Genomic DNA, 25,604 nt, shown 5'->3' with positions numbered 1-25,604 from the left:
TAATGTCTCAACATCTTACCGAACACGACGAGCTGGTTTCTGATGTGGTTGCCTGCCAGCTGGTTATCAAGCAGATCCTCGACGTGATTGACGTCATCGCGCCGGTGGAAGTGCGTGAAAAAATGACCAGTCAGCTGAAAGCCATCGACTTCGCCAGTCACCCGGCTTCTGCCGACCCGGTGACGCTTCGCGCGGTGCAAAAAGCGATTGCCCTGATTGAGCTGAAGTTTACCCCGCAGGAAGAAACGCATTAATAACCGGCCCCGCGGATTCCCGCCGGGGCCTTTTTCTTTAATGAGAAACCACGGTCTGCACTGGCGCAGGCTCAGCGGTTTTAAACAATTTGCTGTTGCCCCAGCACTCTTCGTAGCGATGGCCAACCAGATCCTCTACGATTGCCCGCACCTCCGGCGCAATATCACTGATTTTACCGCCTGCTTTAATCCGCGCGACTTCCTGCAGAACCACCAGATGAGCTTTACGGTCCAGTTTCATCTGCTTACTGAAGACGATGGCGGCCAGGGCTAAGGCGACGACACCGACGCAGAATACCACCGCGATGGCGGTCACGGCGCTTTCCGGTTGGCTGTGCGCTTTTGACTGGAAACCGTAAAAGCTCAGGATGGCTCCCATCGAAAACACCACAATCGAGCGCAGAATTTTCCCTGAGAAGGTCATGGCGCCGGCATAGATGCCTTCCCGGCGGCGTCCGGTGTAGATTTCGTCGACATCGGCGAGGAAGGTGTAAACGGTCCAGGGAATATAGTAAACCCCGCCGGTCCCCAGGCCGAACAGCACGGTAATACCGAACATCAGCACTGTCGCCAGGCCTGACGGCAGATGGAAGAACCACAGCGAGGTATACAGCAGGACTGCGAAAATCACGATCCCCAGCGCGAGGATATAGGGTTTGCTAAAGCCCTTTTTCACACACAGGCCGATAAACAGCGCGGTGGAGATCAGCTGCAGAATCGAGTTCAGGCTGTTCAGCCCGGCCACCATTGCCGGATCGTGCTGCAGAACGAATATCACGAAATAGGTGAAGATGGAGGCAAACAGCCATTCCGCGCCAAACCCGCACAGGTACATACCGAGATGTTTGCGGAACACGCGCAGATAAAAGGTGGAACGCATGTCTTTCGCCAGCGACAGCAGGGTGCTCAGCAGCCCCTTTTTCGCGCTGGTATCCACGGCTTCCGCACGCTCGCGCTCCCAGCTGCACAGCCACAGGCAGGTAATCGCGACGATCAGGATCGCGCCATAGGTCAGCCCGGTGAGGAAGAAAGGGGTGGCGGAATCTTTGCCGTACAGCAGAATGAACTGTCCGGGAATAAACGCGGCGAGGAAGTTGGCCAGCTTGCCGAAGATGGCTTTATAGCCGGTGAGCTTTGAGCGTAGCGAGAAATCATCGGTCATCTCTGTCGCCAGCGTCTCATAGGGCACCATGATGGAGGTATAGATGATCTCAAACACCACATAGGTACACAGGTAGTACCAGAAACTCAGGCCCTCTACCCATAGCAGCGGGTAGAACAGCATCAGAGGAATGCCGATCAGCAAAAAGAAGCGCCGACGGCCAAAGCGCTTGCCTAACCGCGTTTTGCCAAAATTATCCGTCAGATAGCCCATCAGCGGGTTGCTGATGGCGTCGATGATGCTGGCGACGGAGAAGATAAATGAGGCCTCGATCAGCGTCAGGCCGCAAAAGGTCGTATAAAAATAGAGTAGCCATGCTCCGCTTATCGCCAGTGCGCCACTCCCTAACAGATTACCGCCGCCGTAGGCTAACTGATGGCGTAACAAGATCGGTCTTCCCTGCAGCCCTTCAGAGGCTGAAGCCGTGTATCTAGCCATAAAAAACAAACCTCGTGTTTTATATTTTTGAAACAGTGTTTTTATATTTCTTTATGACTCAACAAAAAGTGACCGCGCTCACTAATCCCCCCTAAGGGGTAACGGTGACGAGGGAATGGGATCGAGTTAAAACTTTTTTATTCGTTTGAGGAATAAATAGCAGGGGAGAATAGCAAGAACGGATTAATAAACAGGGCGGGGCAGCGCGAACGCGCTCCCCCTGACCGGGCGAGAAAGGCCCGGCGCGTCTGATTAGTGGGGGTTCTGTGACGCTCCGACGAGGGTCATCAGACGGCGATCGGTCTGTTCCATACCTATCCCGGCTTTGTCGGCATTGCGAATTTCCTCGAGCACGCTTTGCAGCAGCAGCCCATCCTGCTGCTGCTCTTCCGCCAGGCGGGTCAGAAAACGCCAGGTGTTGTCATCGCTCTGCGCTTTGGCTTCCTCGGCGAGACCGCTCAGCATACTGCTCCGCTGGCGGTAATCGACCAGGGTTTGGGTAAAGAGATCTTCCAGCGAGGTACATTCGGGATTACAGGCGCGGTCGGGATTGACTATCGGCCAGCTGCCGGCTTTTTTCAGATAGTCAAATACGCGCATGGTGAGGGTGATGCTGCATTGCGCGCGGTTGCGCAGAAATGTCGCGGCGCCGTCGAAGCGATGCCGGGCACACCACTCGCTTAAGTTCAGGTAAACGTTAGAGGCGTGGAACTCAAGGTTCATCTGGGTGTTTAGCTTTTGTGCCATTCCTGGAACTGCCATAAAAATATCCTTATTAACCGGGAAGGGGTTACTGGTGCGCGTCAACGGTTCCTGGAGCAAACAACAGGATAAAAGAGTGACGCGCTGCACTGTTGCAGAATAATAAAACTCTACACATTCCGTATGAGTCGGGTAATTTTTCCACTTGCCGACAATTTAAGAATACTCGCTGAATGCGATTAAGAAAACTCTCAAGATGGATAATTTACGTTTTGTTACACCATTATTCCTGCATGACGACATGCAGTGGGATTGCGGCTCAGGCTGGGGCGTGGGTGCGGTGTGTCAGGTATAAGTTATAGATATTTGACTACGAGATTCATCGTATAACTCAAAGCTATAAGTTATTTCAGAGGGCAATGTTTCGTTGTGATGATAATTATTTTTATTTTTTGTTGCAGGCTTTTCTATGCAGCGGGAATATCTTTTATCAATTCGGAATAAATTACGCAAAAGATCCGTTTTATCGCGATATAAAACGGCCGACGCTGGACTGGCGGCGCGCGTCTGTTGCACAACAGCGCCGGCGGGCAGTCGACCGCCGCTGCGACCCCCTTAGCCGCTGGTTATAACAGTGCCGTAACCCTCTGTTAAACACCCACTGACATCACAAGGATAAGCCTGCTGGTGGTATAGATGATCCTGCTATTCACTGGTTAAATTGTATGACAATTATGTCTTTTTTTATGTCTTTTTTTGCTAAATCTATGTACGCAATTACTGTAATTCCGCGATGTGATAATGCTCTCGTATGGAGAAATAATTTCCGGGTATTACTACTCTAACAACGGCAGTAGGGGATGCGATTTTTCTAATGCCTTGTTTTGATGCTGATAAAAAAGTTAATTCCGATTTTTCCCTACATGAAAGCGAATTAAAGCTGGAGTTTACCATGCACAAATTTACTAAAGCGCTGGCGGCCATTGGTCTCGCAGCGGTTATGTCACAATCAGCTATGGCGGAAAACCTTAAATTAGGTTTTCTGGTGAAACAGCCGGAAGAGCCATGGTTCCAGACCGAGTGGAAATTTGCTGATAAAGCAGGAAAAGATTTAGGCTTTGACGTCATTAAAATAGCGGTACCGGATGGTGAGAAAACCCTGAACGCCATCGATAGCCTGGCGGCCAGCGGCGCGAAGGGCTTTGTCATCTGTACCCCCGATCCTAAGCTCGGCTCGGCGATAGTCGCTAAAGCACGCGGCTATGACATGAAGGTGATTACCGTCGATGACCAGTTCGTCAACGCCAAAGGTAAACCGATGGAGAGCGTGCCGCTGGTGATGATGGCGGCCAGCGAAATTGGCGCCCGCCAGGGACAGGAGCTGTATAAAGAAATGCAGAAACGCGGCTGGGATGTCAAAGACACTGCGGTGATGGCCATCACCGCCGATGAGCTGGACACCGCCCGTCGTCGCACCACCGGCTCCATCGATGCCCTGAAGGCGGCCGGCTTCCCGGAAGCGCAAATCTACCGCGTTCCGACAAAATCTAACGATATCCCGGGGGCGTTTGACGCCGGTAACTCAATGCTGGTCCAGCACCCGCAGGTGAAACACTGGCTGATCGTTGGGATGAACGATAACACTGTGCTTGGCGGCGTGCGTGCCACAGAAGGGCAGGGCTTTAAAGCGCCGGATGTGATTGGTATTGGCATCAACGGCGTGGATGCTGTCAACGAACTGTCGAAGGCGCAGCCGACCGGCTTCTATGGCTCCCTGCTGCCAAGCCCGGACATCCATGGCTATAAAACCAGTGAAATGCTCTACAACTGGGTCACCAAGGGCGTTGAGCCGCCGAAGTTCACTGCGGTGACCGATGTGGTGCTGATTACCCGCGATAACTTCAAAGAAGAGCTGGCGAAAAAAGGGCTGTAACAGCCCGGTTGAACTGGCCCCCGCCGCGGCGGGGGCTGAGTGCAGAAGAGCGGAGTCGTTATGCAACAGTCTACCCCTTATCTCTCATTTCGCGGCATCACCATGACGTTCCCTGGCGTAAAGGCCTTGTCCGATATCAGTTTTGACTGCTACCCAGGACAGATCCACGCGCTGATGGGCGAAAATGGCGCAGGCAAATCGACGCTGTTGAAAATTCTCAGCGGTAACTACATCCCCACCGCTGGCCACCTGCAGATCGGCGGCCAGCAGATGGCGTTCACTAATACGATGGCGGCGCTCAACGCCGGCGTGGCGATTATCTATCAGGAGCTGCATCTGATCCCGGAGATGACCGTCGCCGAAAATATCTATCTTGGCCAGCTGCCGCACAAAGGCGGCATCGTCAACCGCTCGCTGCTCAACTATGAGGCCCGTCTGCAGCTGGAGCATCTGGGGCTGGATATCGACCCGGAGACGCCGCTGAAGTATCTCTCCATTGGCCAGTGGCAGATGGTGGAGATTGCCAAAGCGCTGGCGCGTAATGCCAAGATTATCGCCTTCGATGAACCGACCAGCTCGCTCTCCGCCCGGGAGATCGATAACCTGTTTCGCGTTATCCGCGAGCTACGGGAGGAGGGGCGGGTCATCATCTATGTCTCACACCGGATGGAAGAAATTTTTGCCCTCAGCGATGCCATCACCGTCTTTAAGGATGGTCGCTACGTCTGCACCTTTGACGATATGTCGAGCGTCAGCCACGACGCGCTGGTCCAGGCGATGGTCGGGCGCAATCTGGGTGATATTTACGGCTGGAAACCTCGTCCCTATGGCGAAGAGCGGCTGCGTCTGGAGGAGGTCAAAGCCCCGGGCGTGCGCACGCCGGTCAGCCTCTCGGTGCGCAGTGGCGAAATCGTCGGCCTGTTCGGGCTGGTGGGCGCCGGGCGCAGCGAACTGATGAAAGGTCTGTTCGGCGGGACGCGGATCACCGGCGGTCAGGTGTATATCGATGGCCAGCCCGTCGACATCCGCAAACCGGCCCAGGCCATCCAGGCCGGGATGATGCTGTGTCCGGAAGATCGTAAAGCGGAGGGGATTATTCCGGTTCACTCCGTGCGCGACAATATCAATATCAGCGCCCGGCGCAAGCATATCCACGCCGGCTGCCTGATCAACAACGCCTGGGAGGCGGACAACGCCGATCAGCATATCCAGTCGCTGAACATTAAAACGCCGGGCCCGGAACAGCTGATCATGAACCTGTCTGGCGGCAACCAGCAGAAAGCGATCCTTGGCCGCTGGCTGTCGGAAGAGATGAAGGTGATCCTGCTCGATGAGCCCACCCGCGGCATCGATGTCGGCGCCAAACATGAAATTTACAACGTGATATATGGCCTCGCCGCCGCCGGTGTCGCCGTGGTATTTGCCTCCAGCGACCTGCCGGAAGTGCTGGGCGTCGCCGACCGCATCGTGGTGATGCGTGAAGGGCAAGTCGCCGGCGAACTGCTGCATGAAGAAGCCAATGAACAGCAGGCGTTAAGCCTTGCGATGCCAAAAGTGAGTCAGGCTGTCGCCTGAGTAAGGAGTAAATGATGTCATCAGTGACTACGTCCGGCGCTACCCGCTCTGCCTTTAGCTTTTCCCGTATCTGGGATCAGTTTGGCATGCTGGTGGTGTTTGCGGTGCTGTTTATCGGCTGCGTAATTTTTGTGCCTAACTTTGCCTCATTCGTCAATATGAAGGGGCTGGGGCTGGCGATCTCGATGTCCGGGATGGTGGCCTGCGGCATGCTCTTCTGCCTGGCCTCCGGCGATTTCGACCTGTCGGTGGCGTCGGTTATCGCCTGTGCCGGGGTCACTACCGCGGTGGTGATTAACCTGAGCGAAAGCCTGTGGCTGGGGATTGCCGCCGGTCTGCTGCTGGGGGCGGTCAGTGGCCTGGTCAACGGCTTCGTCATTGCCCGTCTGAAGATAAACGCCCTGATCACCACGCTGGCCACTATGCAGATTGTCCGCGGCCTGGCCTACATTATCTCCGACGGTAAAGCGGTGGGGATCGAAGATGAGCGCTTCTTCACCCTCGGTTACGCCAACTGGTTTGGTCTGCCGGCGCCGATCTGGCTGACGGTCGCCTGCCTGGTGGTTTTCGGATTATTACTAAACAAAACCACCTTTGGTCGTAATACGCTGGCTATAGGCGGCAATGAAGAAGCGGCGCGTCTGGCCGGCGTTCCGGTGGTGCGCACCAAGATTATTATCTTTGTGCTCTCCGGTCTGGTGTCGGCCGCGGCGGGGATAATCCTGGCGTCGCGAATGACCAGCGGCCAGCCGATGACTTCGATTGGCTATGAGCTGATTGTTATTTCGGCCTGTGTGCTGGGCGGGGTGTCGCTGAAGGGCGGGATCGGCAAGATCTCCTACGTGGTGGCCGGGATCCTGATCCTCGGGACCGTGGAGAATGCGATGAACCTGCTTAACATCTCGCCGTTCTCGCAATACGTCGTGCGCGGGGTCATCCTGCTGGCGGCGGTGATCTTTGACCGCTACAAACAAAAAGCCAAACGTGCGGCCTGATTTCAGGCATAACTTTTAAGTCTACAGAGTAATTGCCGCCAGCGCCCGTTTCGCTGGCGGTATCTATCAAAAATGGCGAGGTTGGTCACACTGTCTATACTTACATGGCTAACATATAATTAACAACCAGCTTCGGCTGGCCATGATAAGGAGGAAACAGGGTGGATAACCAGATATCTGTACCGCCTGCGCTAACCGGAAACTACGCTTTTTTCTTTGACCTCGACGGTACTCTTGCCGATATCCAGCCGCACCCCGATCAGGTGGTGATACCCGACAACACGCTGCAGGCGCTCAACGCGCTGGCCCGGCAGCAGGGCGGGGCGGTGGCATTGATTTCAGGGCGCTCAATGGCTGAACTTGACGCGCTGACCCATCCCTGGCGGCTACCGCTGGCCGGCGTTCACGGGGCCGAGCGCCGTGATATCAATGGCAAAACCTATATTGTCTCTCTGCCGTCGGCCCTGCGCGATGAAATCGCGGCTGAGCTGACCTCGGCGCTGCAGGCGCTCCCCGGGTGCGAGCTGGAGAGTAAAGAGATGGCCTTCGCGCTGCACTACCGTCAGGCCCCGCAGCAGCAGACCGCGGTGCTGGAGCTGGCGCAGCGCATTGTTCAGCGCTACCCGCTGCTGGCGCTGCAGCTTGGCAAGTGCGTGGTGGAGATTAAACCCCGCGGTGTCAACAAAGGGGAGGCGATCACTGCCTTCATGCAGGAGGCGCCGTTTGCCGGTCGCGAACCGGTTTTTGTCGGCGATGATTTGACCGACGAGGCGGGATTCAGCGTGGTGAATCAACTGCAGGGAATGTCGATAAAAGTTGGCGCCGGGGAAACTCAGGCGCACTGGCGGTTGGCGGATGCCGCCGCCGTAAGGACGTGGTTGCAACATCTGGCGTATGACGCGCAAACCGAAAGGAGGGATGACCATGAGTCGTTTAGTCGTAGTCTCTAACCGTATCGCCTTACCGGACGATAAAAAATCGAGCGCTGGCGGTCTGGCCGTCGGCATTCTGGGGGCACTGAAAGCGGCAGGGGGTCTGTGGTTTGGCTGGAGCGGCGAAATTGGCGATGACCAGCAGCCGCTGAAGCAGGTCTCCCGCGGAAATATTTCATGGGCATCGTTCAACCTTAACGAACGTGACCATGATGAATACTACAACCAGTTCTCTAACGCCGTGCTGTGGCCGGCCTTCCACTATCGTCTTGATCTGGTCAGCTTCCAGCGCGAAGCCTGGGAGGGATATCAGCGAGTTAACGCCATGCTGGCGGACAAGCTTCTACCGCTGATCGAGCCAGATGATACGTTGTGGATCCATGATTACCATCTGCTGCCCTTCGCCAGCGAACTGCGCAAGCGCGGGGTCAACAACCGCATCGGCTTCTTCTTGCATATTCCTTTCCCGACGCCGGAGATTTTTAACGCGCTACCGCCGCACGCTGAGCTGCTGGAGCAACTGTGCGACTACGATCTGTTGGGCTTCCAGACTGAAAGCGACAGAACCGCCTTTCTCGACAGCATTGCCATGCAGACCCGACTCTCCGACCTCGGAGACAAACGCTATCAGGCGTGGGGTAAAGCGTTTAGCACCGAGGTTTATCCGATAGGGATCGATCCGGACGAGATTACGCGCAACGCCAAAGGTCCGCTGCCGCCGAAGCTGGTCCAGCTGAAAAACGAGCTCAAAAACGTGAAGAATATCTTCTCGGTGGAGCGCCTTGACTACTCGAAAGGGTTGCCGGAGCGGTTTCTCGCCTATGAGACGCTGCTCGAGAAGTATCCTCAGCATCACGGCAAGATCCGTTATACCCAGATCGCGCCGACGTCCCGCGGCGATGTGCAGGCCTATCAGGATATCCGCCACCAGCTGGAAACCGCAGCCGGACGCATCAATGGCCAGTTCGGCCAGCTTGGCTGGACTCCGCTTTACTATCTGAACCAGCATTTTGACCGTAAGCTGCTGATGAAGGTCTTCCGCTACTCTGACGTTGGGCTGGTGACGCCGCTGCGCGATGGCATGAACCTGGTGGCGAAGGAATACGTGGCGGCGCAAGATCCGGATAACCCTGGCGTACTGGTCCTGTCGCAGTTTGCCGGCGCGGCGCAGGAGCTGAACAGCGCCCTGATCGTCAATCCCTACGATCGCGACGAGGTTGCCGCCGCGCTGGATCGCGCCCTAAGCATGCCGCTGGCGGAACGTATTGCCCGTCATTCCGCGATGCTGGAAGTGATCAGAGAAAATGATATTCATAACTGGCAGGCGCGCTTTGTCGACGATCTGCAGCATATTTCGCCGCGCAGCGAGGAGAGCCGCCTGCGGGGGAAGATAGCCACGTTCCCTAAACTGGCCTAGTTCAGGAAAAGGGCTAACCGGCGTTAGCCCTTTTCAAGGGAAACCAGCAGGACATCGACGCCGCAGCTGCCGACGATATTTTTCGCCGAGCAGGTGGCGCGCGAAAAAAGGGAATGATTATGATTGCCGCAGATCACCAGATCGACCTGGTGTGACCGGCAGAAGTCCTTAATATGATGGCCCAGTTCGCCGCAGGCGATGGTCATTTTTTCTATCGGGTAGTCCGCGTGACGCGCCAGCTCGTTGAGAAAATCACGCGTCTCTTCCTGCATCACCTCGCGCAGATTTTCCATCATCGGCGCGGCGAACTGGTTATACAGCTCCGGATCCGTGGCGAGGGTGATAAAGCTCACTTTCGCGTTCACGGGGCGGGCAATTGACACCGCTTTTTTAATTAATACCTGACTCTCCGGCGTTGGCGCGACGGCAACCAGCAGATGTGAATAAGGCATCTGGCCTCCTTGAGATACGCGGAATAACCCTTTCTTTCCTTCTTTACTCCTGTTTACCCTGCTACGCAAGGGCCGCTCCCGTGATTTGCGACGCTCTTCGCCAGTCCGTGTTTCCCCGACAAGATCACATAAATGAACCTAATTTTTTATTTAAAAGAAATGCTGTTTTATAAATGAGTGAAGTTGAGACATCGTCTCTTTGTCATTTTGCCATCGGCGGTTCTTCCGTGGCAAAAACACAAAGGTAACGTCGTTTCACTGCTTTTAGTGTAGCCAGGTACCCACTCCCTTCCGGTGGCAAATCCGGAAAGATTGTCGGCGTTCTCTTAAAAAAAGACACAGGATCACGGCGATGAAAACACGAAAGATTGGACTGGCTAACTACCTGGCCTACGGCGCGGGCGATTTCCTCGGCGCCGGCACCACGGCGCTAACCGCCGCATGGCTGCTCTACTTTTACACCACCTTCTGCGGACTCTCCCCGATAGAAGCCACGCTTATATTCGCTTCCGCCCGCGTACTGGATGCGGTGGTGAGCCCGCTGATGGGCTTTCTCACCGATAACTTCGGCACCACCTGGCTCGGCAAGCGCTTCGGCCGCAGAAAATTCTTTATTCTGCTCGGCATCCCCTGCGTATTCAGCTACTCGGCGATGTGGGTCGGCGAGATGGGATTCTGGTACTACCTGGTCACCTATCTGCTGTTTGATATGGTCTACACCATGATTCTGGTGCCCTACGAGACGCTGGTGCCGGAGATGACCGATGACTTTAAACAGAAAACCAAATTCTCCGGCGCGCGCATCTCAATGGCGCAAATGTCGGCGATTTTAGCCTCCTTTCTGCCGGGGATCCTCCTTACCTGGCTCGGCAAAGACAATGCCAGCTCGTTCTTTTATGCCAGTCTGGTGTTCTCGGTCCTGTGCGCGGTGATGCTGACCTTCGTCTGGTGTTTCACCTGGGAGCGGCCGCGTGAGGCCTGGTCAGAGGCGGCGCTGCGGGCGGAAGCGGAAAAACAGAACCTCACTCTCGCCCAGAGCCTCAATCGCCTGGTGATTGAGCTGAGCTCTACGCTGCGGATAAAAATTTTCCGCCAGCACCTCGGCATGTATCTGGGGGGCTATATCGCCCAGGACGTCTTCAATGCCGTGTTTACCTATTACGTGGTCTTTGTTCTGATGCAGGAAGCTTCTGTCGCCTCGAATCTGCTGGGGACGATGGCGATTTTCCAGTTTATTGCCGTGATCGCCATGATCCCGCTGTGCATTCGCTTTGGCCCCGCGCCGTCGTACCGCATGGTGGTGGTCCTCTTTGGCCTGAGTTCGCTCTCCTATGCGCTGCTCTATTACGCCGGACTGAGCGACGTCTATTCATTATTGTTGCTCATCTCTGCTGTCGCCGGACTGGGACGCGGCGGGATTAACTACGTGCCGTGGAATACCTACACCTATATTGCCGACGTCGATGAAGCGATCACCGGCCAGCGCCGGGAGGGGATTTTTGCCGGCATCATGACCCTGACCCGCAAAGCCTCGCAGGCGGGGGCGGTGATGCTGGTGGGCATCATTATGCAACTGTCGGGATTTGTCTCCGGGCAAAAAATACAGCCTGAAGGGGTCAGCCATACCATTCTGCTGATCCTCAGCGTCGGTACATTGGTGGTGTTAGCCTGCGGTTTCCTCGTTTCACTGCGCTTCAAACTCAATCTGCACACCCACAGCGTCCTGCGCAGCGAAACCCTCAGAATGCGCGAAAGCGGTCACGCCCGGCCGGAGCTGACCAGTGCGGAACACCGCGCGGTGGTCGAGATGCTGGCGGGGATGCCCTACGACTGCCTGTGGGGGAATAACAATATTGGCTATCTGAATCGTCATAAACCTGCTGCCCCGGCGCTCACCCAGGGCGGCGCTTTGAATTCGACATATACCCGAGGTTAACAACATGAAAGTTTGGCCGGTCAAACATAGCCCATTACTCTGTCAGCCTGAGCGTTTTATCGCCCGCAGCGAACTGCAGGCGCTGATCCGCAACGTGACGCAAAACCTGGTGAATATTAAGGATGAGAGCGGGCAATTTTTACTGCGCCTGGATGACGGGCGCGTTATTGATACCAAAGGCTGGGCCGGCTGGGAGTGGACCCACGGCGTAGGGCTGTACGGCATCTATCAGTATTATCAGCAAACCGGCGATATCGAGATGCGCGATATCATCGACCGCTGGTTTGCCGACCGCTTCGCCGAGGGGGCAACGACCAAAAACGTCAACACCATGGCGCCGTTCCTGACCCTGGCTTATCGCTTTGAAGAGACCGGATGTAAGGCGTATCTGCCGTGGCTGGAGAGCTGGGCGGAGTGGGCGATGTATGAGATGCCGCGTACCGAGCAGGGCGGTATGCAGCACATCACCCTGGCGGAAGAGAACCACCAGCAAATGTGGGATGACACGCTGATGATGACCGTGTTGCCGTTAGCCAAAATAGGCAAGCTGCTTCACCGTCCGCATTATGTGGAGGAGGCGACCTATCAGTTCCTGCTTCATGTGCAAAACCTGATGGACCGGGAAACCGGACTGTGGTTTCACGGCTGGAGCTATGACGGTCGGCATAACTTTGCCCGGGCGCGCTGGGCACGGGGCAACAGCTGGCTAACCATGGTGATCCCGGATTTTCTTGAGTTAGTGGATCTTCCAGAAGGGAATGCGGTACGGCGCTATCTGACCGAGGTGCTGAACGCGCAAATTGCCGCTTTAGCGAAATGCCAGGATGACAGCGGCCTGTGGCATACCCTGCTGGACGACCCGCACTCTTATCCTGAGGCTTCGGCGACCGCCGGCTTTGCCTACGGCATACTTAAAGCGGTGCGCAAGCGATATGTCGGGCAGCACTATGCCGGGGTGGCAGAAAAAGCGATTCGCGGAATTGTGCAGAATATATCGCCGCAGGGGGAGCTGCTGCAGACTTCCTTTGGCACCGGCATGGGGTCAGACCTCGATTTCTATCGCCAGATCCCACTCACCTCGATGCCCTACGGCCAGGCGATGGCGATCCTCTGTCTGACCGAGTATCTGCGCAAGTATTTTTGAGCAAGAGAGCCCGCTGGCGCGGCGCCTGAAAAAACTAACCCGGCTTTCGCCGGGTTGGTTTTACATACGCTCGACGGTTTCGATACCGAGGGTATCAAGACCCAGCTTGAGGGTTTTCGCCGTCAGCAGCGCCAGCTTCAGGCGGCTGTTGCGGGTCGCTTCGCTCTCTGCGCTGAGGATCGGGCAGTGCTCGTAGAAACCGGAGAACAGGCCCGCCAGATCGTAGAGGTAGGCGCACATCACGTGCGGCGTCCCTTCGCGAGCGACCACGGAGAGGGTCTCTTCAAACTGCAGCAGGCGCGCGGCCAGCTGGGCTTCGCGATCTTCTGCAATCACCACCGGTGCGTCGGTGAGGGCGTTTTCGTCAATGCCGGCTTTGCGGAACACGGAGAGCACGCGGGTATAGGCATACTGCATATACGGCGCGGTGTTGCCTTCGAACGCCAGCATATTATCCCAGTCGAAAACGTAGTCGGTGGTGCGGTTTTTCGACAGGTCGGCATATTTCACCGCGCCGATACCCACCACTTTCGCCAGATTTTCCAGCTCATCAGCGGACATCTCCGGGTTCTTCTCGGCCACCAGGCGACGCGCGCGCTCCAGCGCTTCGTCCAGCAGATCCGCCAGCTTCACGGTGCCGCCGGCGCGGGTTTTAAACGGCTTGCCGTCTTTACCCAGCATCATGCCGAACATATGGTGCTCCAGCGGCACGGAGTCCGGCACATAGCCTGCCTTGCGCACGATGGTCCACGCCTGCATCAGGTGCTGGTGCTGACGGGAGTCGATGTAGTAGAGCACGCGGTCGGCGTGCAGCGTTTCATAGCGATACTTCGCACAGGCGATATCGGTGGTGGTATAGAGGTAGCCGCCATCCTTTTTCTGGATGATGACGCCCATCGGTTCGCCTTCCTTGTTTTTATACTCATCAAGGAACACCACGGTGGCGCCTTCGCTCTCAACGGCCAGCCCTTTGGCTTTCAGATCGGCGACGATCCCCGGCAGCATCGGGTTATACAGGCTTTCGCCCATCACGTCATCGCGGGTCAGCGTCACATTCAGGCGATCGTAGGTGATCTGGTTCTGCGACATGGTGATGTCGACCAGCTTACGCCACATCTGCAGGAAGTACTCATCGCCGCCCTGCAGCTTAACCACGTAGCTGCGTGCGCGCTCGGCGAAGGCTTCGTCTTCGTCGTAGTGTTTTTTCGCTTCGCGATAGAAACCTTCGAGGTCGGCCAGGGCCATCTCACCGGCGTTTTCCTGCTGCTGTTTTTCAAGATACGCGATCAGCATGCCGAACTGGGTGCCCCAGTCGCCGACGTGGTTGGCGCGGATCACCTTATGGCCAAGAAACTCCAGGGTACGGACCGAGGCATCGCCAATGATGGTCGAACGCAGATGGCCGACGTGCATCTCTTTCGCCACGTTCGGCGCCGAGTAGTCGACGACGATGGTCTGTACCTGCGGCGTGGCGACGCCCAGGCGTTCGGACTGCAGCGCGCGGTTGACGTTGTCCGCCAGGAACGCGGGGTCAAGGAAAATATTGATAAAGCCCGGCCCGGCGATTTCAACCTTGCTGGCAATGCCGTTGAGGTCAAGATGAGACAGTACCTGCTCTGCAAGTTGTCGCGGCGCCATGCCCAGTTTTTTGGCGACAGCCATCACGCCGTTGGCCTGATAGTCACCGAACTGAACTTTTGCTGACTGGCGGACCTGAGGTTCGCAATCGGCAGGCGCGCCTGCCGCGATCAGGGCCTGGCTGACTTTTTCTGAGAGAAGAGCCTGAATATTCACCGGAATACCTTACGTGTAATGCGCCAGCCCCCGAGGGAGGCGGCGCCGGAATGTGGACAAATTAGGGCGGGAGTATACTGCATTTGTCCCCGTCCGTCAGCATCGCGCGCGGCCCGGCGGCGTGGGCAATCCATCGCCGGTCAGTCACGCATCGGCAGGGTGGCGGTTGGTCCGCGGCCGGAAACACGGTAGATTAGCCTTTTTATTATTGACGAACCTAATTGACGAGCAAACCCATGGCGAACTGGCAGCAGATTGAACAACTGGCCGATATTACGGCGGATCTCCCGCGATTTTCCGATGCGCTGCAGCGCTTCGCTGCGCGACTGGGACTGGAGATCGGCGGACTCGACGCCGACCATATCTCCCTGCGCTGTCATCAGAACGCTACCGCGGAGCGCTGGCGCAGTGGTCTGGCGCAGTGCGGCACTCTGCTGTCGGAGAATATAATCAACGGCCGGCCTATCTGCCTGTTTAAACTGGCGGAGCCGGTCTGCGTAGCGCACTGGCGCTTCCATATCGTTGAGCTGCCGTGGCCGGGTGAAAAGCGCTATCCCCATGAAGGCTGGGAGCATATCGAAATTGTCCTGCCCGGCGATCCGGCTACCTTAAATGCCCGCGCTCTGGCGCTGCTGGCCGATGACGGACTCAGCCAGCCGGGGATCGTCGTCAAAACCAGCTCGCCGAAAGGGGAACACGAGCGCCTGCCTAATCCCACCCTGGCGGTCACCGACGGCAGCGTGACGGTCAAATTTCATCCGTGGTCTATTGAACAAATCGTCGCCAGCGAGCAAGCCGATACGTAACAGTGTGAAGCTGCGCGGCGTCTGCCGCGTGAAATCATGACATGCTAAGAAAGTTGTCTGAATCAGGGAGTGAGGAATGGCGGTACTGGAAGTTTGTTGTTACAGCATGGCGTGCGCCAGGGAAGCTGAGCGCTGCGGCGCCGATCGTATTGAACTCTGTGCCGCGCCGCAGGAAGGGGGATTAACCCCCTCTTACGGGGTGCTGGTCTCGGTCCGCGAGGCGATTACTATCCCGGTGCATCCGATTATCCGCCCGCGTGGCGGCGACTTCAGCTATACCGAAGAGGAGTTCGCCGCGATGCTTAGCGACATCCGCATGGTGCGGGAGCTCGGCTTTCCCGGGCTGGTGACCGGCGTACTGAATGTCGATGGTCAGGTCGATATCCCGCGGATGAAAAAAATAATGGCTGCGGCCGGGCCGCTGGCGGTGACCTTTCATCGCGCGTTCGATCTGTGCGCCGACCCGCGTCAGGCCTGGAAGACGCTGGGTGAGCTGGGGGTTAAACGTATCCTGACTTCCGGTCAGCAATCCTCGGCGGAGAAAGGTATTTCATTAATTACGGAACTTATTGCCGCAGGGGATACTCCAATCATTATGGCCGGTGCGGGAGTGCGCGCCGCGAACCTGCCGCTGTTTCTGCAGGCGGGGGTGAAAGAGGTTCATAGCTCTGCAGGCCAGTGGTTGCCATCGGAAATGCGCTTTCGTCATCCAGGCGTTTCGATGTCAGCCGATCCCGATGCGGACGAATACAGACGCTACGCCGTGAATGGCGCAGCGGTGGCGGAGATGAAAAAGATAATTTCCGCTAACAGAAGTTAAACGGTTTTTGCTGCACATCATGTCGCCCAATATGATGATTGCCCGTACCAGGCCCCTGCCCATTAAACAGGGGCCTTTTTTTATCTCGCTTTTTTTGCCAGCGACTGCTGGGTTTCCGGTTTAGTGGCAATGATCACAGCCCGTAATGGCGCCGGATAGCCTTCCACGGTTTTGCGCTGATCCCGCGGGTCGAGGAAATCGGCCAGCGATTCGCTGGTCATCCATTCTGTGCGCCGCTGCTCCTCCGTCGAGGTGACGCAGGCGTCGACGATGCGCACATCGATAAATCCGCACTTCTCCAGCCACATTTTCAGGGCCGCCGCCGAGGGGATAAAATAGACGTTGCGCATCTGCGCATAACGGTCGCCCGGAACCAGCACCGTATTTTCATCCCCTTCGACCACCAGCGTCTCCAGCACCAGCTCGCCTCCCGGCGCCAGCTGATCTTTCAGCTGCCACAGATGATCCAGCGGCGAGCGGCGGTGGTAGAGCACGCCCATCGAGAACACGGTGTCGAAGGCCTCCAGCGCCGGGAGCTGCTCGATGCCCAGAGGCAGGAGATGCGCCCGCTGGTCGTTGCCAAGCAGCTTACGCACCGCTTCAAACTGGCACAGGAACAGCTGGGTGGGATCGATGCCGACCGCCAGATGCGCGCCCGCGCCGATCATCCGCCACATGTGATAGCCGCTGCCGCAGCCCACGTCGAGGATGGTCCGTCCGCTAAGATCGGACAGATGCGGCAGGACGCGCTCCCATTTCCAGTCGGAGCGCCATTCGGTATCGATGTTGATGCCGTACAGCGAATAAGGGCCTTTGCGCCATGGCATCAGGTTTTTAAGCAGGTTTTCTATCCGCAGCCGATGGCCTTCGCTGAGCGGCGTTTCGCTTTCGGCGGTGACGCTGTGCAGGAGGTCCAGACGCCAGGGCGTTAATTCCGGAAGAAACTCAACGGCGCGCTCCCATTCGCGAAACTTGCCGTGCAGGGCCTCGCGCTGCCAGGCGGCTACCTGGGCAGGCAGCGTCTCCAGCCAGTGAGACAGCGGGCTTTTGGCGATCAGCTGATAGAAGTTACTGAAGTCGATCATGCCTGCTCCCCGGATTTTACTGCCACCAGTGAGCCAAAGTTAAAGCACTGGAACCACAGTTCGGCATGTTCGAACCCAGCCTGACGCAGGCGTTTTTTATGGGTTTCCACAGAGTCGGTCAGCATTACATTTTCCAGCATGCTGCGTTTTTGACTGATCTCCAGCTCGCTGTAGCCGTTCGCGCGCTTAAAGTCATGATGCATATTGAACAGCAGCTCGCCGACGTGGGCGTCTTCGAAGCTAAATTTCTCCGAGAGCACCAGCGCGCCGCCGGGATTCAGCCCCTGATAGACTTTATTGAGGATCGCCTGGCGATCGCCCGGCTCAAGGAACTGAATGGTAAAGTTCAGGATCACCAGCGAGGCGTTTTCAATGGCCACATCGCGGATATCCCCTTCAATCACCTCGACCGGCGTCGGTGCTTTATAGGCGTCAATATGGCGACGGCAGCGCTCCACCATCGCCGGGGAGTTATCGATGGCGATAATGCGGCAGCCCGGGTGGCTAATATTGCGGCGCACGGAAAGAGTGGCGGCGCCCAGCGAACAGCCAAGATCGTAAACCTGGGTGTGGGGCTGAACGAAGCGCTCAGCCAGCATGCCGATCATCGAGATGATATTGGAGTAGCCAGGCACAGAACGCTGGATCATATCGGGGAAGACTTCAGCAACCCGTTCATCAAAGGTCCAGTCGCCGAGGCTGGCAATCGGCGCGGAAAAAAGCGTATCGCGGTGAGACATAACGTTAAACCCGAAAAAACGAAAACGGCGTATTGTGCGCTAACGGAGGGAGAAAACCAACTCCCAGGGCATATACCAGAGATTGGCCAGCACCATCAGCAACAACGCGCACCAGGTGGCGCTCATGCCGGAGCGGCGCCAGTGGTAGACACGGTGATGAAAACCCCAGGAGTGCATCAGTCGTCCGAGGATCAATAAAATGCCGCAAACGTGCACCATCCAGGTCTGGGCGCCGTTCATCTCCATAAATAACAGCAAAATGAGGCCAATCGGCACATATTCGACGGCATTGCCGTGAACGCGGATGGCGACCTGCAGCTCGCTGAAGCCGCCGTCGCCATAGCCTACATGGTATTGGGTGCGCAAACGCACCACGTCAAATGAGAACTTCACTAACAATAACGCACCTAAAACGGCATACAGCGCGCTGACCATACGAAAACTCCCTTTAACTCTGGCAGATGGCTCCGGATATGATAGCAGGATATCAGAAAAGAGAAGATTGCTGCGGAATCGACGGCGCATTTCCTAGCGCCGGCAGGGCAGCGCGCAGATCGCCCCACAGGGTATCCACCAGCGCCGGCGCGTAAGCAATGTCGGGGGTATGGAGGAACAGCCACGGCGTCCCCGACTGATGCCATTTCGGCAGCGTCTGCAGCCAGACGCGAAACAGTTCCCGATTATGGACCATATCGTCGCCGCCAATAAAGCGCACCATTGGCTGCCGGGCGGTCATCACTGCATGCACCGGCACCTTCGGTTTCTTTTGTTGCGCGTCGATCATCGCCGGACTGGTGGCCGCGGCGCTGTGGACCGGGCGGCTGTCGAGGATCACGCGGTTGACGTTGCGCTGGTGCAGCCCGCGGTTGAGCTGCTGTTCCGCTTCCCCTTTGGCGAAGAACTCGGGGTGACGAACTTCGACGCCGTAGGTGAAATCCTTCGGCAGCCCATCGAGAAAGTGCCATAGCGCGGGGAGATCGCGAGGGCCGAAGGTCGCCGGCAGCTGCAGCCAGTACTGGCCGATGCGCGAGGCCAGCGGCGCCAGGCGGGTGAAGAATTCACTACTTAACTCGTCGCAATGGCGCAGGGCGGCCTGGTGCGAGATAGTCGCCGGGAATTTAAAGCAGAAGCGGAAGTCATCGTGGGTCTGCTCGTACCAGCGGGCGACAATCTCCGGCTTGGGCAGCGCATACAGGGTGGTGTTGCCCTCGACGCAGTTGAAGTGGCGGGCGTACTCTTCAAGGCTGGTGATGCCAAGGCGCACCCATTTCGGGTGCGACCACTGGGGAAGCCCAATATAAATCATAACGCGGCGAGGATCTCCTCGGTGCTGCGCACGCGGCCGATGCGCGGGAAAATATGCGTCATGCTGCCCTGATGCTGTTCGGTGGAGGCGGCGCTGCAGGCATCTTCAGCGATGACCAGGTTAAAGCCCAGCTCCCAGGCGTTGCGGGCGGTGGATTCGACGCCGATGTTGGTGGAGATGCCGCAGAGAATAATGGTGTCGATACCGCGGCGGCGCAGCTGAAGCTCAAGGTCGGTGCCATAGAACGCGCCCCACTGGCGTTTGGTCACTTCGATATCGCGCTCTTGTTTACCTAGCGCGGCCGGATAGGCCCACCAGTTCTCAGGCAGCGTATGCGCCCCGGCCTGAGCGTCGACAGGCTGTTTCAGCGCTTCGGCGAAATCGGCCGACCAGCCGACGCGGACCATGATCACCGGCGAACCCTGTTGCCGGCATTTGTCTGCCAGGCGAGCGGCGCACGCCACCACCTCGTCAGCCCGATGTGGGCCGCCGGCGAAAGGCAGAATGCCTTCCTGCAGATCGATCACCACCAGCGCCGTGTTTTTCGCATTGAGTTCTAACATGGTATCCCCGTATCTTCATCTGTTGTCAGGCGGCTACAATACCTTTGCGGCTTCAGCAAAAGGGTAACAAATTTTGTTAATTTATGTGAGTGTGGACGTTAAGCGCGCAGCAAAGCAGCGTACATCGTGCGTCGGACTTATCGAACGACAGAATTTCCAGTATAATAGCCGCCTTTTTTCATTCAGTTGTGACATCAGCTAAAGCTGCGACCTCGTCGCCTGCAGGGCAGACGACAATCCGCCGACGGCTAAGTTAAGGGATATCTCATGCGTACAGAATATTGCGGACAGCTTCGACAGTCCCACGTTGGGCAGCAGGTGACTCTGTGTGGTTGGGTCAACCGCCGTCGCGATCTCGGTAGCCTCATTTTTATCGATATGCGCGACCGCGAAGGCATCGTTCAGGTGTTTTTCGATCCGGATCGTGCGGATGCGTTGAAGTTAGCCTCTGAACTGCGTAATGAGTTCTGCATTCAGGTCACTGGCACCGTTCGCGCGCGTGAAGAGAAAAACATCAACGCGGACATGGCCACCGGCGCTATCGAAGTGCTGGCTTCCGATCTGACGATCATTAACCGCTCAGAATCGCTGCCGCTGGACTCCAATCACGTCAACACCGAAGAAGCGCGTCTGAAATACCGCTACCTCGACCTGCGTCGTCCGGAAATGGCGCAGCGTCTGAAGACCCGCGCGAAAATCACCAGCTTTGTGCGCCGCTTTATGGATGACCATGGCTTCCTCGACATCGAAACCCCGATGCTGACCAAAGCCACCCCGGAAGGCGCCCGCGATTACCTCGTGCCCTCCCGCGTGCATAAAGGCAAATTCTACGCGCTGCCGCAGTCGCCGCAGCTGTTTAAACAGCTGCTGATGATGTCCGGCTTCGACCGCTACTATCAGATCGTCAAATGCTTCCGCGATGAAGACCTGCGTGCCGACCGTCAGCCTGAATTTACCCAGATCGACGTGGAAACCTCCTTTATGACCGCGCCGCAGGTGCGTGAGATCATGGAAGCGATGGTGCGTCAGCTGTGGCTGGAGATTAAAGGCGTCGACCTGGGCGATTTCCCGATCATGACCTTCGCCGAAGCCGAACGTCGCTACGGTTCCGATAAACCGGATCTGCGTAACCCGATGGAGCTGGTGGACGTCGCCGACCTGCTGAAATCGGTGGAGTTCGCGGTCTTTGCCGGCCCGGCCAACGATCCGAAAGGGCGTGTGGCGGCGCTGCGCGTTCCGGGCGGGGCTTCTCTGACCCGCAAGCTGATTGACGAATACGGCAACTTTGTGAAGATCTACGGCGCGAAGGGGCTGGCCTATATTAAAGTGACCGAGCGTGCCAAAGGCATGGACGGGATCAACAGCCCGGTGGCCAAATTCCTCACCGCTGAAATCGTGGAAGCGATCCTTGACCGCACCGGCGCGCAGGACGGAGACATGATCTTCTTCGGCGCCGATAATAAGAAAGTGGTGGCCGACGCGCTGGGCGCGCTGCGTCTGAAGCTGGGTAAAGACCTGAGCCTGACTGACGAGAGCAAATGGGCGCCGCTGTGGGTGATCGACTTCCCGATGTTCGAAGACGACGGCGAAGGCGGCCTGACGGCGATGCACCATCCGTTCACCTCGCCGAAAGATATGACGGCGGACGAGCTGAAAGCCGCGCCGGAAGAGGCCGTGGCCAACGCCTACGATATGGTGATTAACGGTTATGAAGTCGGCGGCGGTTCGGTGCGTATCCACCGCGGCGACATGCAGCAGACGGTATTTGGTATTCTGGGCATTAACGAGCAAGAGCAGCGTGAAAAATTCGGCTTCCTGCTCGATGCGCTGAAATACGGTACCCCGCCGCATGCGGGCCTGGCGTTCGGTCTTGACCGTCTGACCATGCTGCTGACCGGTACCGATAACATCCGCGACGTTATCGCTTTCCCGAAAACCACTGCGGCCGCCTGCCTGATGACCGAAGCGCCAAGCTTCGCCAATCCGGCGGCGCTCGGTGAACTGGGTATTCAGGTTGTGGAGAAAGAGGCAAAAGCGTCTCTGGAGAACAAGTAATATGTCATTTAAGCTGCCCGTTTCGGTGCTGGTGGTGATTTACGCCGAAGATACGAAACGGGTGCTGATGTTGCAGCGGCGCGACGATCCCGCGTTCTGGCAGTCGGTCACCGGCAGCCTGGAAGCAGGAGAGACCGCGCTGCAGGCTGCCGCGCGTGAAGTAAAGGAAGAGGTCGCCATTGACGTTGCCTGCGAGCAACTGACCTTAATCGACTGTCAGCGCACGGTGGAGTTTGAGATCTTTTCTCATTTGCGTCATCGCTATGCGCCGGGAGTGGAGCGAAATACGGAATTCTGGTTCTGTCTTGCGCTGCCTCATGAGCGGGAAATTACCTTTACCGAACATCTGGCCTACCGCTGGGTCAGCGCGACGGAAGCCGCTGCGCTGACCAAGTCGTGGAGCAACCGGCAGGCGATTGAAGAATTTGTAATTAACGCCGCCTGAAAGGGCGCGCTTTTTGGAGAGTTTTTTATGGCAGGTCATAGTAAATGGGCCAACACCAAACACCGCAAAGCGGCACAGGATGCCAAGCGCGGTAAAATCTTTACGAAAATCATTCGCGAACTGGTTACCGCAGCGCGTCTGGGCGGCGGCGATCCGGCGTCCAACCCGCGTCTGCGTGCGGCGGTGGATAAAGCGCTGTCTAACAACATGACCCGCGACACTCTGAACCGCGCCATCGCGCGCGGCGTCGGCGGCGATGAAGACGCGAACATGGAAACCATCATTTACGAAGGCTATGGCCCTGGCGGCACCGCGGTGATGGTGGAATGTCTGTCCGACAACCGTAACCGTACCGTTGCGGAAGTGCGTCATGCCTTCACTAAAACCGGTGGTAACCTCGGCACCGACGGTTCTGTCTCCTACCTGTTCAGCAAAAAAGGCGTCATCTCCTTCGAGAAAGGCGATGAAGACACTATCATGGAAGCGGCGCTGGAAGCTGGCGCTGAAGACGTGGTGACCTATGACGACGGCGCGATCGACGTCTACACCGCATGGGAAGAGATGGGCGCCGTGCGCGACGCCCTGGAAGCCGCTGGCCTGAAAGCCGACGCTGCTGAAGTCTCGATGATCCCGTCCACCAAAGCGGATATGGATGCCGAGACGGCGCCGAAGCTGCTGCGTCTGATCGATATGCTCGAAGACTGCGACGACGTGCAGGAAGTGTACCATAACGGCGAGATCTCCGACGAGGTCGCAGCCACCCTGTGATGCAGCCGCATCCACGGTTCACCGGAGGCGCGTGATGGCTATTATTCTCGGCATTGACCCGGGGTCGCGCGTTACCGGTTATGGCGTGATCCGTCAGGTCGGCCGGCAGCTGAGCTACCTTGGCAGCGGCTGTATCCGCACCAAAGTGGACGATCTGCCGTCGCGGCTGAAGCTGATCTACGCCGGGGTGACGGAGATCATCACCCAGTTCCAGCCCGACTTTTTCGCCATTGAGCAGGTCTTTATGGCCAAGAATGCCGACTCGGCGTTAAAGCTCGGGCAGGCGCGCGGGGTGGCGATCGTGGCGGCAACCAATCAGTCGCTACCGGTGTTTGAATACGCCGCCCGCCAGGTTAAGCAGACGGTTGTCGGCATTGGCAGCGCTGAAAAGAGTCAGGTCCAGCATATGGTGCGCACCTTGCTCAAGCTGCCTGCCAATCCGCAGGCGGATGCGGCGGATGCGCTGGCGATCGCCATCACCCATTGCCATGTCAGTCAGAATGCCGCTCAGATCAGCGAGACCCGGCTCAATCTGGCGCGAGGGCGCTTACGATAATCGCAAATCAGGCTGGATATCTATCCAGCCTTTTTTTATGATACCGCCAGATACTTAGACCATAACGCAGGAGCCCCACGTGATAGGCAGACTCAGAGGCATCATTCTCGAAAAACAACCCCCGCTGGTGTTGCTGGAAACGGCGGGCGTCGGCTATGAAGTGCACATGCCAATGACCTGCTTTTATGAGCTGCCGGAGGCCGGGCAGGAGGCGATTGTCTTCACCCACTTTGTGGTGCGTGAAGATGCCCAGCTGCTGTATGGGTTTAACAATAAACAGGAGCGTACCCTGTTTAAAGAGTTGATTAAAACCAACGGCGTAGGGCCAAAGCTGGCGCTGGCGATCCTCTCCGGCATGTCGGCGCAGCAGTTCGTCAACGCCGTTGAGCGGGAAGAGGTCGCCTCGCTGGTGAAGCTGCCGGGGATTGGTAAAAAAACCGCTGAACGCCTGATCGTCGAGATGAAAGACCGCTTCAAAGGGCTGCACGGCGATCTGTTCACCCCGGCGGCCGATCTGGTGCTAACCTCGCCGGCAGGCCCGACGGCGGACGATGCCGAGCAGGAAGCGGTTGCCGCGCTGGTCGCGCTGGGCTATAAACCGCAGGAGGCCAGCCGGATGGTCAGCAAGATCGCGCGTCCGGACGCCAACAGTGAAACGCTAATCCGCGAAGCGCTGCGCGCCGCGTTGTGAGGTAAGGGATGATTGAAGCAGACCGGCTGGTATCGGCAGACAGCAGCGGCTTCGAAGAGGCCGCTGACCGCGCCATCCGCCCAAAATTGCTGGCAGAGTATGTCGGCCAGCCGCAGGTGCGTTCGCAGATGGAGATCTTTATCCAGGCGGCGAAGCTGCGCGGCGACGCCCTCGATCACCTGCTGATTTTTGGCCCGCCAGGGTTGGGGAAAACCACCCTGGCCAATATCGTCGCCAATGAAATGGGGGTGAATCTGCGTACCACCTCCGGCCCGGTGCTGGAGAAAGCGGGCGATCTCGCCGCGATGCTCACCAACCTCGAACCGCACGATGTGCTGTTTATCGATGAGATCCATCGCCTCTCGCCGGTGGTGGAAGAGGTGCTCTATCCGGCAATGGAAGACTACCAGCTGGATATCATGATTGGCGAAGGTCCGGCGGCGCGCTCGATTAAAATCGACCTGCCGCCGTTTACCCTGATCGGCGCCACCACCCGGGCCGGTTCGTTGACCTCGCCGCTGCGCGACCGCTTTGGCATCGTGCAGCGTCTGGAGTTCTATCAGGTCCCCGATCTGCAGCATATTGTCAGCCGCAGCGCCCGCCATATGGGGCTGGAGATGAGCGACGAGGGCGCGCTGGAAGTGGCCCGCCGTTCACGCGGCACGCCGCGTATTGCCAACCGTCTGCTGCGCCGGGTGCGTGACTTCGCGGAAGTGCGCCACGACGGCACTATCTCCGCCGACATTGCCGCCCAGGCGCTGGATATGCTCAACGTCGATGCGGAAGGGTTCGACTATATGGACCGCAAGCTGCTGCTGGCGGTGATAGATAAGTTCTTCGGCGGGCCGGTGGGGCTGGATAACCTCGCCGCCGCGATTGGCGAAGAGCGGGAAACCATTGAAGATGTGCTGGAGCCCTACTTAATTCAGCAGGGTTTTCTACAGCGTACGCCGCGGGGAAGAATGGCGACGGTGCGCGCCTGGAACCATTTCGGGATTACGCCGCCGGAAATGCCGTAGCGCGTTGTGGTTGAGC

25 protein-coding genes and 1 pseudogene are annotated in these 25,604 nt (G+C 57.4%); 17 read left to right on the top strand and 9 right to left on the bottom strand.

What is annotated here, in order from left to right:
• The first annotated feature begins 2 nt into the window (after window positions 1–2).
• The gene (locus tag GT756_RS16430; RefSeq protein WP_004203448.1) at window positions 3–254 is read left to right on the top strand and encodes a DUF2766 family protein; all 252 of its coding nucleotides are present in this window, start codon (window positions 3–5) and stop codon (window positions 252–254) included.
• Between the two features lie 37 nt (window positions 255–291).
• Here the strand turns inward: GT756_RS16430 and GT756_RS16425 are convergent, their stop codons facing one another.
• Complete coding sequence (locus GT756_RS16425) at window positions 292–1,803, bottom strand: MFS transporter (RefSeq protein WP_004203444.1); 1,512 nt, start codon at window positions 1,801–1,803, stop codon at window positions 292–294.
• Window positions 1,804–1,868: 65 nt separating this feature from the next.
• On the opposite strand from GT756_RS16425, the pseudogene GT756_RS25940 reads away from it, so the two are divergent.
• A pseudogene (locus GT756_RS25940) lies at window positions 1,869–2,003 on the top strand (succinate dehydrogenase).
• A gap of 103 nt (window positions 2,004–2,106) precedes the next feature.
• Here the strand turns inward: GT756_RS25940 and GT756_RS16420 are convergent.
• On the bottom strand, window positions 2,107–2,616 hold the full coding sequence (locus GT756_RS16420; RefSeq protein WP_032425947.1) for a non-heme ferritin-like protein: 510 nt from the start codon (window positions 2,614–2,616) through the stop codon (window positions 2,107–2,109).
• A gap of 892 nt (window positions 2,617–3,508) precedes the next feature.
• Here GT756_RS16420 and GT756_RS16415 point away from each other — a divergent pair.
• From GT756_RS16415 to otsA, 5 genes are all read left to right on the top strand, one after another.
• On the top strand, window positions 3,509–4,489 hold the full coding sequence (locus GT756_RS16415) for an arabinose ABC transporter substrate-binding protein (protein WP_004203441.1): 981 nt from the start codon (window positions 3,509–3,511) through the stop codon (window positions 4,487–4,489).
• A gap of 60 nt (window positions 4,490–4,549) precedes the next feature.
• The gene (araG, locus tag GT756_RS16410) at window positions 4,550–6,064 is read left to right on the top strand and encodes an L-arabinose ABC transporter ATP-binding protein AraG (RefSeq protein WP_004203440.1); all 1,515 of its coding nucleotides are present in this window, start codon (window positions 4,550–4,552) and stop codon (window positions 6,062–6,064) included.
• Window positions 6,065–6,078: 14 nt separating this feature from the next.
• Complete coding sequence (gene araH / locus GT756_RS16405; protein ID WP_106938910.1) at window positions 6,079–7,059, top strand: L-arabinose ABC transporter permease AraH; 981 nt, start codon at window positions 6,079–6,081, stop codon at window positions 7,057–7,059.
• A gap of 161 nt (window positions 7,060–7,220) precedes the next feature.
• Complete coding sequence (otsB, locus tag GT756_RS16400; RefSeq protein WP_023318630.1) at window positions 7,221–8,009, top strand: trehalose-phosphatase; 789 nt, start codon at window positions 7,221–7,223, stop codon at window positions 8,007–8,009.
• Window positions 7,984–9,408, top strand: coding sequence for an alpha,alpha-trehalose-phosphate synthase (gene otsA / locus GT756_RS16395; protein ID WP_023318629.1), 1,425 nt, complete (start codon window positions 7,984–7,986; stop codon window positions 9,406–9,408). The genes otsB and otsA overlap by 26 nt, the downstream gene beginning before the upstream one ends.
• 23 nt (window positions 9,409–9,431) lie before the next feature.
• Here otsA and uspC read toward each other — a convergent pair whose 3' ends face one another.
• On the bottom strand, window positions 9,432–9,860 hold the full coding sequence (gene uspC / locus GT756_RS16390) for a universal stress protein UspC (RefSeq protein ID WP_004203433.1): 429 nt from the start codon (window positions 9,858–9,860) through the stop codon (window positions 9,432–9,434).
• Between the two features lie 352 nt (window positions 9,861–10,212).
• Here uspC and GT756_RS16385 point away from each other — a divergent pair, with 352 nt between their 5' ends.
• Window positions 10,213–11,796: an MFS transporter gene (locus GT756_RS16385; RefSeq protein ID WP_017900226.1), complete on the top strand. Its 1,584-nt coding sequence runs from the start codon at window positions 10,213–10,215 to the stop codon at window positions 11,794–11,796.
• A 4-nt stretch (window positions 11,797–11,800) separates the two neighbouring features.
• The gene (locus GT756_RS16380; RefSeq protein ID WP_004203430.1) at window positions 11,801–12,940 is read left to right on the top strand and encodes a glycoside hydrolase family 105 protein; all 1,140 of its coding nucleotides are present in this window, start codon (window positions 11,801–11,803) and stop codon (window positions 12,938–12,940) included.
• A gap of 60 nt (window positions 12,941–13,000) precedes the next feature.
• Here GT756_RS16380 and argS read toward each other — a convergent pair whose 3' ends face one another.
• Window positions 13,001–14,734 carry an arginine--tRNA ligase gene (gene argS, locus GT756_RS16375; RefSeq protein ID WP_004203428.1) on the bottom strand — a complete coding sequence of 578 codons (1,734 nt, stop codon included), beginning with the start codon at window positions 14,732–14,734 and terminating at the stop codon, window positions 13,001–13,003.
• 236 nt (window positions 14,735–14,970) lie between these two features.
• Between argS and GT756_RS16370 the strand changes: the two genes are divergently transcribed.
• The gene (locus GT756_RS16370; RefSeq protein ID WP_048295107.1) at window positions 14,971–15,540 is read left to right on the top strand and encodes a VOC family protein; all 570 of its coding nucleotides are present in this window, start codon (window positions 14,971–14,973) and stop codon (window positions 15,538–15,540) included.
• Window positions 15,541–15,616: 76 nt separating this feature from the next.
• A complete protein-coding gene (gene cutC, locus GT756_RS16365; RefSeq protein ID WP_160124925.1) occupies window positions 15,617–16,360 on the top strand; it encodes a copper homeostasis protein CutC in 744 nt (247 codons plus the stop codon).
• 80 nt (window positions 16,361–16,440) lie between these two features.
• On the opposite strand, the gene cmoB is transcribed toward cutC, so the two are convergent.
• Genes cmoB through GT756_RS16340 form a run of 5 tightly spaced genes read right to left on the bottom strand, consistent with a single transcriptional unit; the run spans window position 16,441 to window position 20,054 of the window.
• Entirely contained in the window at window positions 16,441–17,445 is a 1,005-nt protein-coding gene (gene cmoB, locus GT756_RS16360) for a tRNA 5-methoxyuridine(34)/uridine 5-oxyacetic acid(34) synthase CmoB (protein ID WP_017900222.1), read from the bottom strand.
• Entirely contained in the window at window positions 17,442–18,185 is a 744-nt protein-coding gene (gene cmoA / locus GT756_RS16355; protein ID WP_004203422.1) for a carboxy-S-adenosyl-L-methionine synthase CmoA, read from the bottom strand. The genes cmoB and cmoA overlap by 4 nt, the downstream gene beginning before the upstream one ends.
• Before the next feature lie 39 nt (window positions 18,186–18,224).
• Window positions 18,225–18,620, bottom strand: a complete 396-nt coding sequence (locus tag GT756_RS16350) for an MAPEG family protein (RefSeq protein ID WP_004203421.1) — start codon at window positions 18,618–18,620, stop codon at window positions 18,225–18,227.
• A gap of 52 nt (window positions 18,621–18,672) precedes the next feature.
• Window positions 18,673–19,491, bottom strand: a complete 819-nt coding sequence (locus GT756_RS16345; RefSeq protein ID WP_004203419.1) for a DUF72 domain-containing protein — start codon at window positions 19,489–19,491, stop codon at window positions 18,673–18,675.
• Entirely contained in the window at window positions 19,488–20,054 is a 567-nt protein-coding gene (locus GT756_RS16340) for a hydrolase (RefSeq protein WP_043520570.1), read from the bottom strand. The genes GT756_RS16345 and GT756_RS16340 overlap by 4 nt, the downstream gene beginning before the upstream one ends.
• A gap of 267 nt (window positions 20,055–20,321) precedes the next feature.
• On the opposite strand from GT756_RS16340, the gene aspS reads away from it, so the two are divergent.
• The 6 genes from aspS (at window position 20,322) to ruvB (ending at window position 25,588) form a co-directional block, all read left to right on the top strand.
• Window positions 20,322–22,109 (top strand): aspartate--tRNA ligase, encoded by a 1,788-nt coding sequence (aspS, locus tag GT756_RS16335; protein WP_004203416.1) that lies wholly within the window; start codon window positions 20,322–20,324, stop codon window positions 22,107–22,109.
• A gap of 1 nt (window position 22,110) precedes the next feature.
• Window positions 22,111–22,554 (top strand): dihydroneopterin triphosphate diphosphatase, encoded by a 444-nt coding sequence (gene nudB / locus GT756_RS16330; protein ID WP_002911477.1) that lies wholly within the window; start codon window positions 22,111–22,113, stop codon window positions 22,552–22,554.
• A 27-nt stretch (window positions 22,555–22,581) separates the two neighbouring features.
• Window positions 22,582–23,322: a YebC/PmpR family DNA-binding transcriptional regulator gene (locus GT756_RS16325; RefSeq protein ID WP_002911459.1), complete on the top strand. Its 741-nt coding sequence runs from the start codon at window positions 22,582–22,584 to the stop codon at window positions 23,320–23,322.
• Window positions 23,323–23,356: 34 nt separating this feature from the next.
• A complete protein-coding gene (gene ruvC, locus GT756_RS16320) occupies window positions 23,357–23,878 on the top strand; it encodes a crossover junction endodeoxyribonuclease RuvC (RefSeq protein ID WP_004203412.1) in 522 nt (173 codons plus the stop codon).
• 79 nt (window positions 23,879–23,957) lie between these two features.
• Window positions 23,958–24,569, top strand: a complete 612-nt coding sequence (ruvA, locus tag GT756_RS16315) for a Holliday junction branch migration protein RuvA (RefSeq protein WP_002911454.1) — start codon at window positions 23,958–23,960, stop codon at window positions 24,567–24,569.
• Between the two features lie 8 nt (window positions 24,570–24,577).
• The gene (gene ruvB, locus GT756_RS16310; protein WP_160124924.1) at window positions 24,578–25,588 is read left to right on the top strand and encodes a Holliday junction branch migration DNA helicase RuvB; all 1,011 of its coding nucleotides are present in this window, start codon (window positions 24,578–24,580) and stop codon (window positions 25,586–25,588) included.
• Window positions 25,589–25,604 lie beyond the last annotated feature (16 nt).

Origin of the sequence: Klebsiella sp. Q2 (assembly GCF_009900705.1) — a bacterium.
GTDB classification, from domain to species: Bacteria; Pseudomonadota; Gammaproteobacteria; order Enterobacterales; family Enterobacteriaceae; genus Klebsiella; species Klebsiella quasipneumoniae.
Note: the sequence above shows the minus strand (reverse complement) of the source record. Positions and strands in the feature narration are given on the sequence as shown.

Bases quoted from the DNA above. Each gene is read 5' to 3' on its own strand.
- ruvC (WP_004203412.1), top strand. From the start codon at position 23,357: ATGGCTATTATTCTCGGCATTGACCCGGGGTCGCGCGTTACCGGTTAT.
- GT756_RS16380 (WP_004203430.1), top strand. From the start codon at position 11,801: ATGAAAGTTTGGCCGGTCAAACATAGCCCATTACTCTGTCAGCCTGAG.
- cutC (WP_160124925.1), top strand. From the start codon at position 15,617: ATGGCGGTACTGGAAGTTTGTTGTTACAGCATGGCGTGCGCCAGGGAA.
- cmoB (WP_017900222.1), bottom strand. From the start codon at position 17,445: ATGATCGACTTCAGTAACTTCTATCAGCTGATCGCCAAAAGCCCGCTG.
- uspC (WP_004203433.1), bottom strand. From the start codon at position 9,860: ATGCCTTATTCACATCTGCTGGTTGCCGTCGCGCCAACGCCGGAGAGT.
- GT756_RS16420 (WP_032425947.1), bottom strand. From the start codon at position 2,616: ATGGCAGTTCCAGGAATGGCACAAAAGCTAAACACCCAGATGAACCTT.
- ruvB (WP_160124924.1), top strand. From the start codon at position 24,578: ATGATTGAAGCAGACCGGCTGGTATCGGCAGACAGCAGCGGCTTCGAA.
- otsA (WP_023318629.1), top strand. From the start codon at position 7,984: ATGAGTCGTTTAGTCGTAGTCTCTAACCGTATCGCCTTACCGGACGAT.
- cmoA (WP_004203422.1), bottom strand. From the start codon at position 18,185: ATGTCTCACCGCGATACGCTTTTTTCCGCGCCGATTGCCAGCCTCGGC.
- GT756_RS16430 (WP_004203448.1), top strand. From the start codon at position 3: ATGTCTCAACATCTTACCGAACACGACGAGCTGGTTTCTGATGTGGTT.
- GT756_RS16385 (WP_017900226.1), top strand. From the start codon at position 10,213: ATGAAAACACGAAAGATTGGACTGGCTAACTACCTGGCCTACGGCGCG.
- GT756_RS16350 (WP_004203421.1), bottom strand. From the start codon at position 18,620: ATGGTCAGCGCGCTGTATGCCGTTTTAGGTGCGTTATTGTTAGTGAAG.
- GT756_RS16345 (WP_004203419.1), bottom strand. From the start codon at position 19,491: ATGATTTATATTGGGCTTCCCCAGTGGTCGCACCCGAAATGGGTGCGC.
- aspS (WP_004203416.1), top strand. From the start codon at position 20,322: ATGCGTACAGAATATTGCGGACAGCTTCGACAGTCCCACGTTGGGCAG.
- GT756_RS16370 (WP_048295107.1), top strand. From the start codon at position 14,971: ATGGCGAACTGGCAGCAGATTGAACAACTGGCCGATATTACGGCGGAT.
- araG (WP_004203440.1), top strand. From the start codon at position 4,550: ATGCAACAGTCTACCCCTTATCTCTCATTTCGCGGCATCACCATGACG.
- GT756_RS16340 (WP_043520570.1), bottom strand. From the start codon at position 20,054: ATGTTAGAACTCAATGCGAAAAACACGGCGCTGGTGGTGATCGATCTG.
- araH (WP_106938910.1), top strand. From the start codon at position 6,079: ATGTCATCAGTGACTACGTCCGGCGCTACCCGCTCTGCCTTTAGCTTT.
- GT756_RS16415 (WP_004203441.1), top strand. From the start codon at position 3,509: ATGCACAAATTTACTAAAGCGCTGGCGGCCATTGGTCTCGCAGCGGTT.
- GT756_RS16325 (WP_002911459.1), top strand. From the start codon at position 22,582: ATGGCAGGTCATAGTAAATGGGCCAACACCAAACACCGCAAAGCGGCA.
- nudB (WP_002911477.1), top strand. From the start codon at position 22,111: ATGTCATTTAAGCTGCCCGTTTCGGTGCTGGTGGTGATTTACGCCGAA.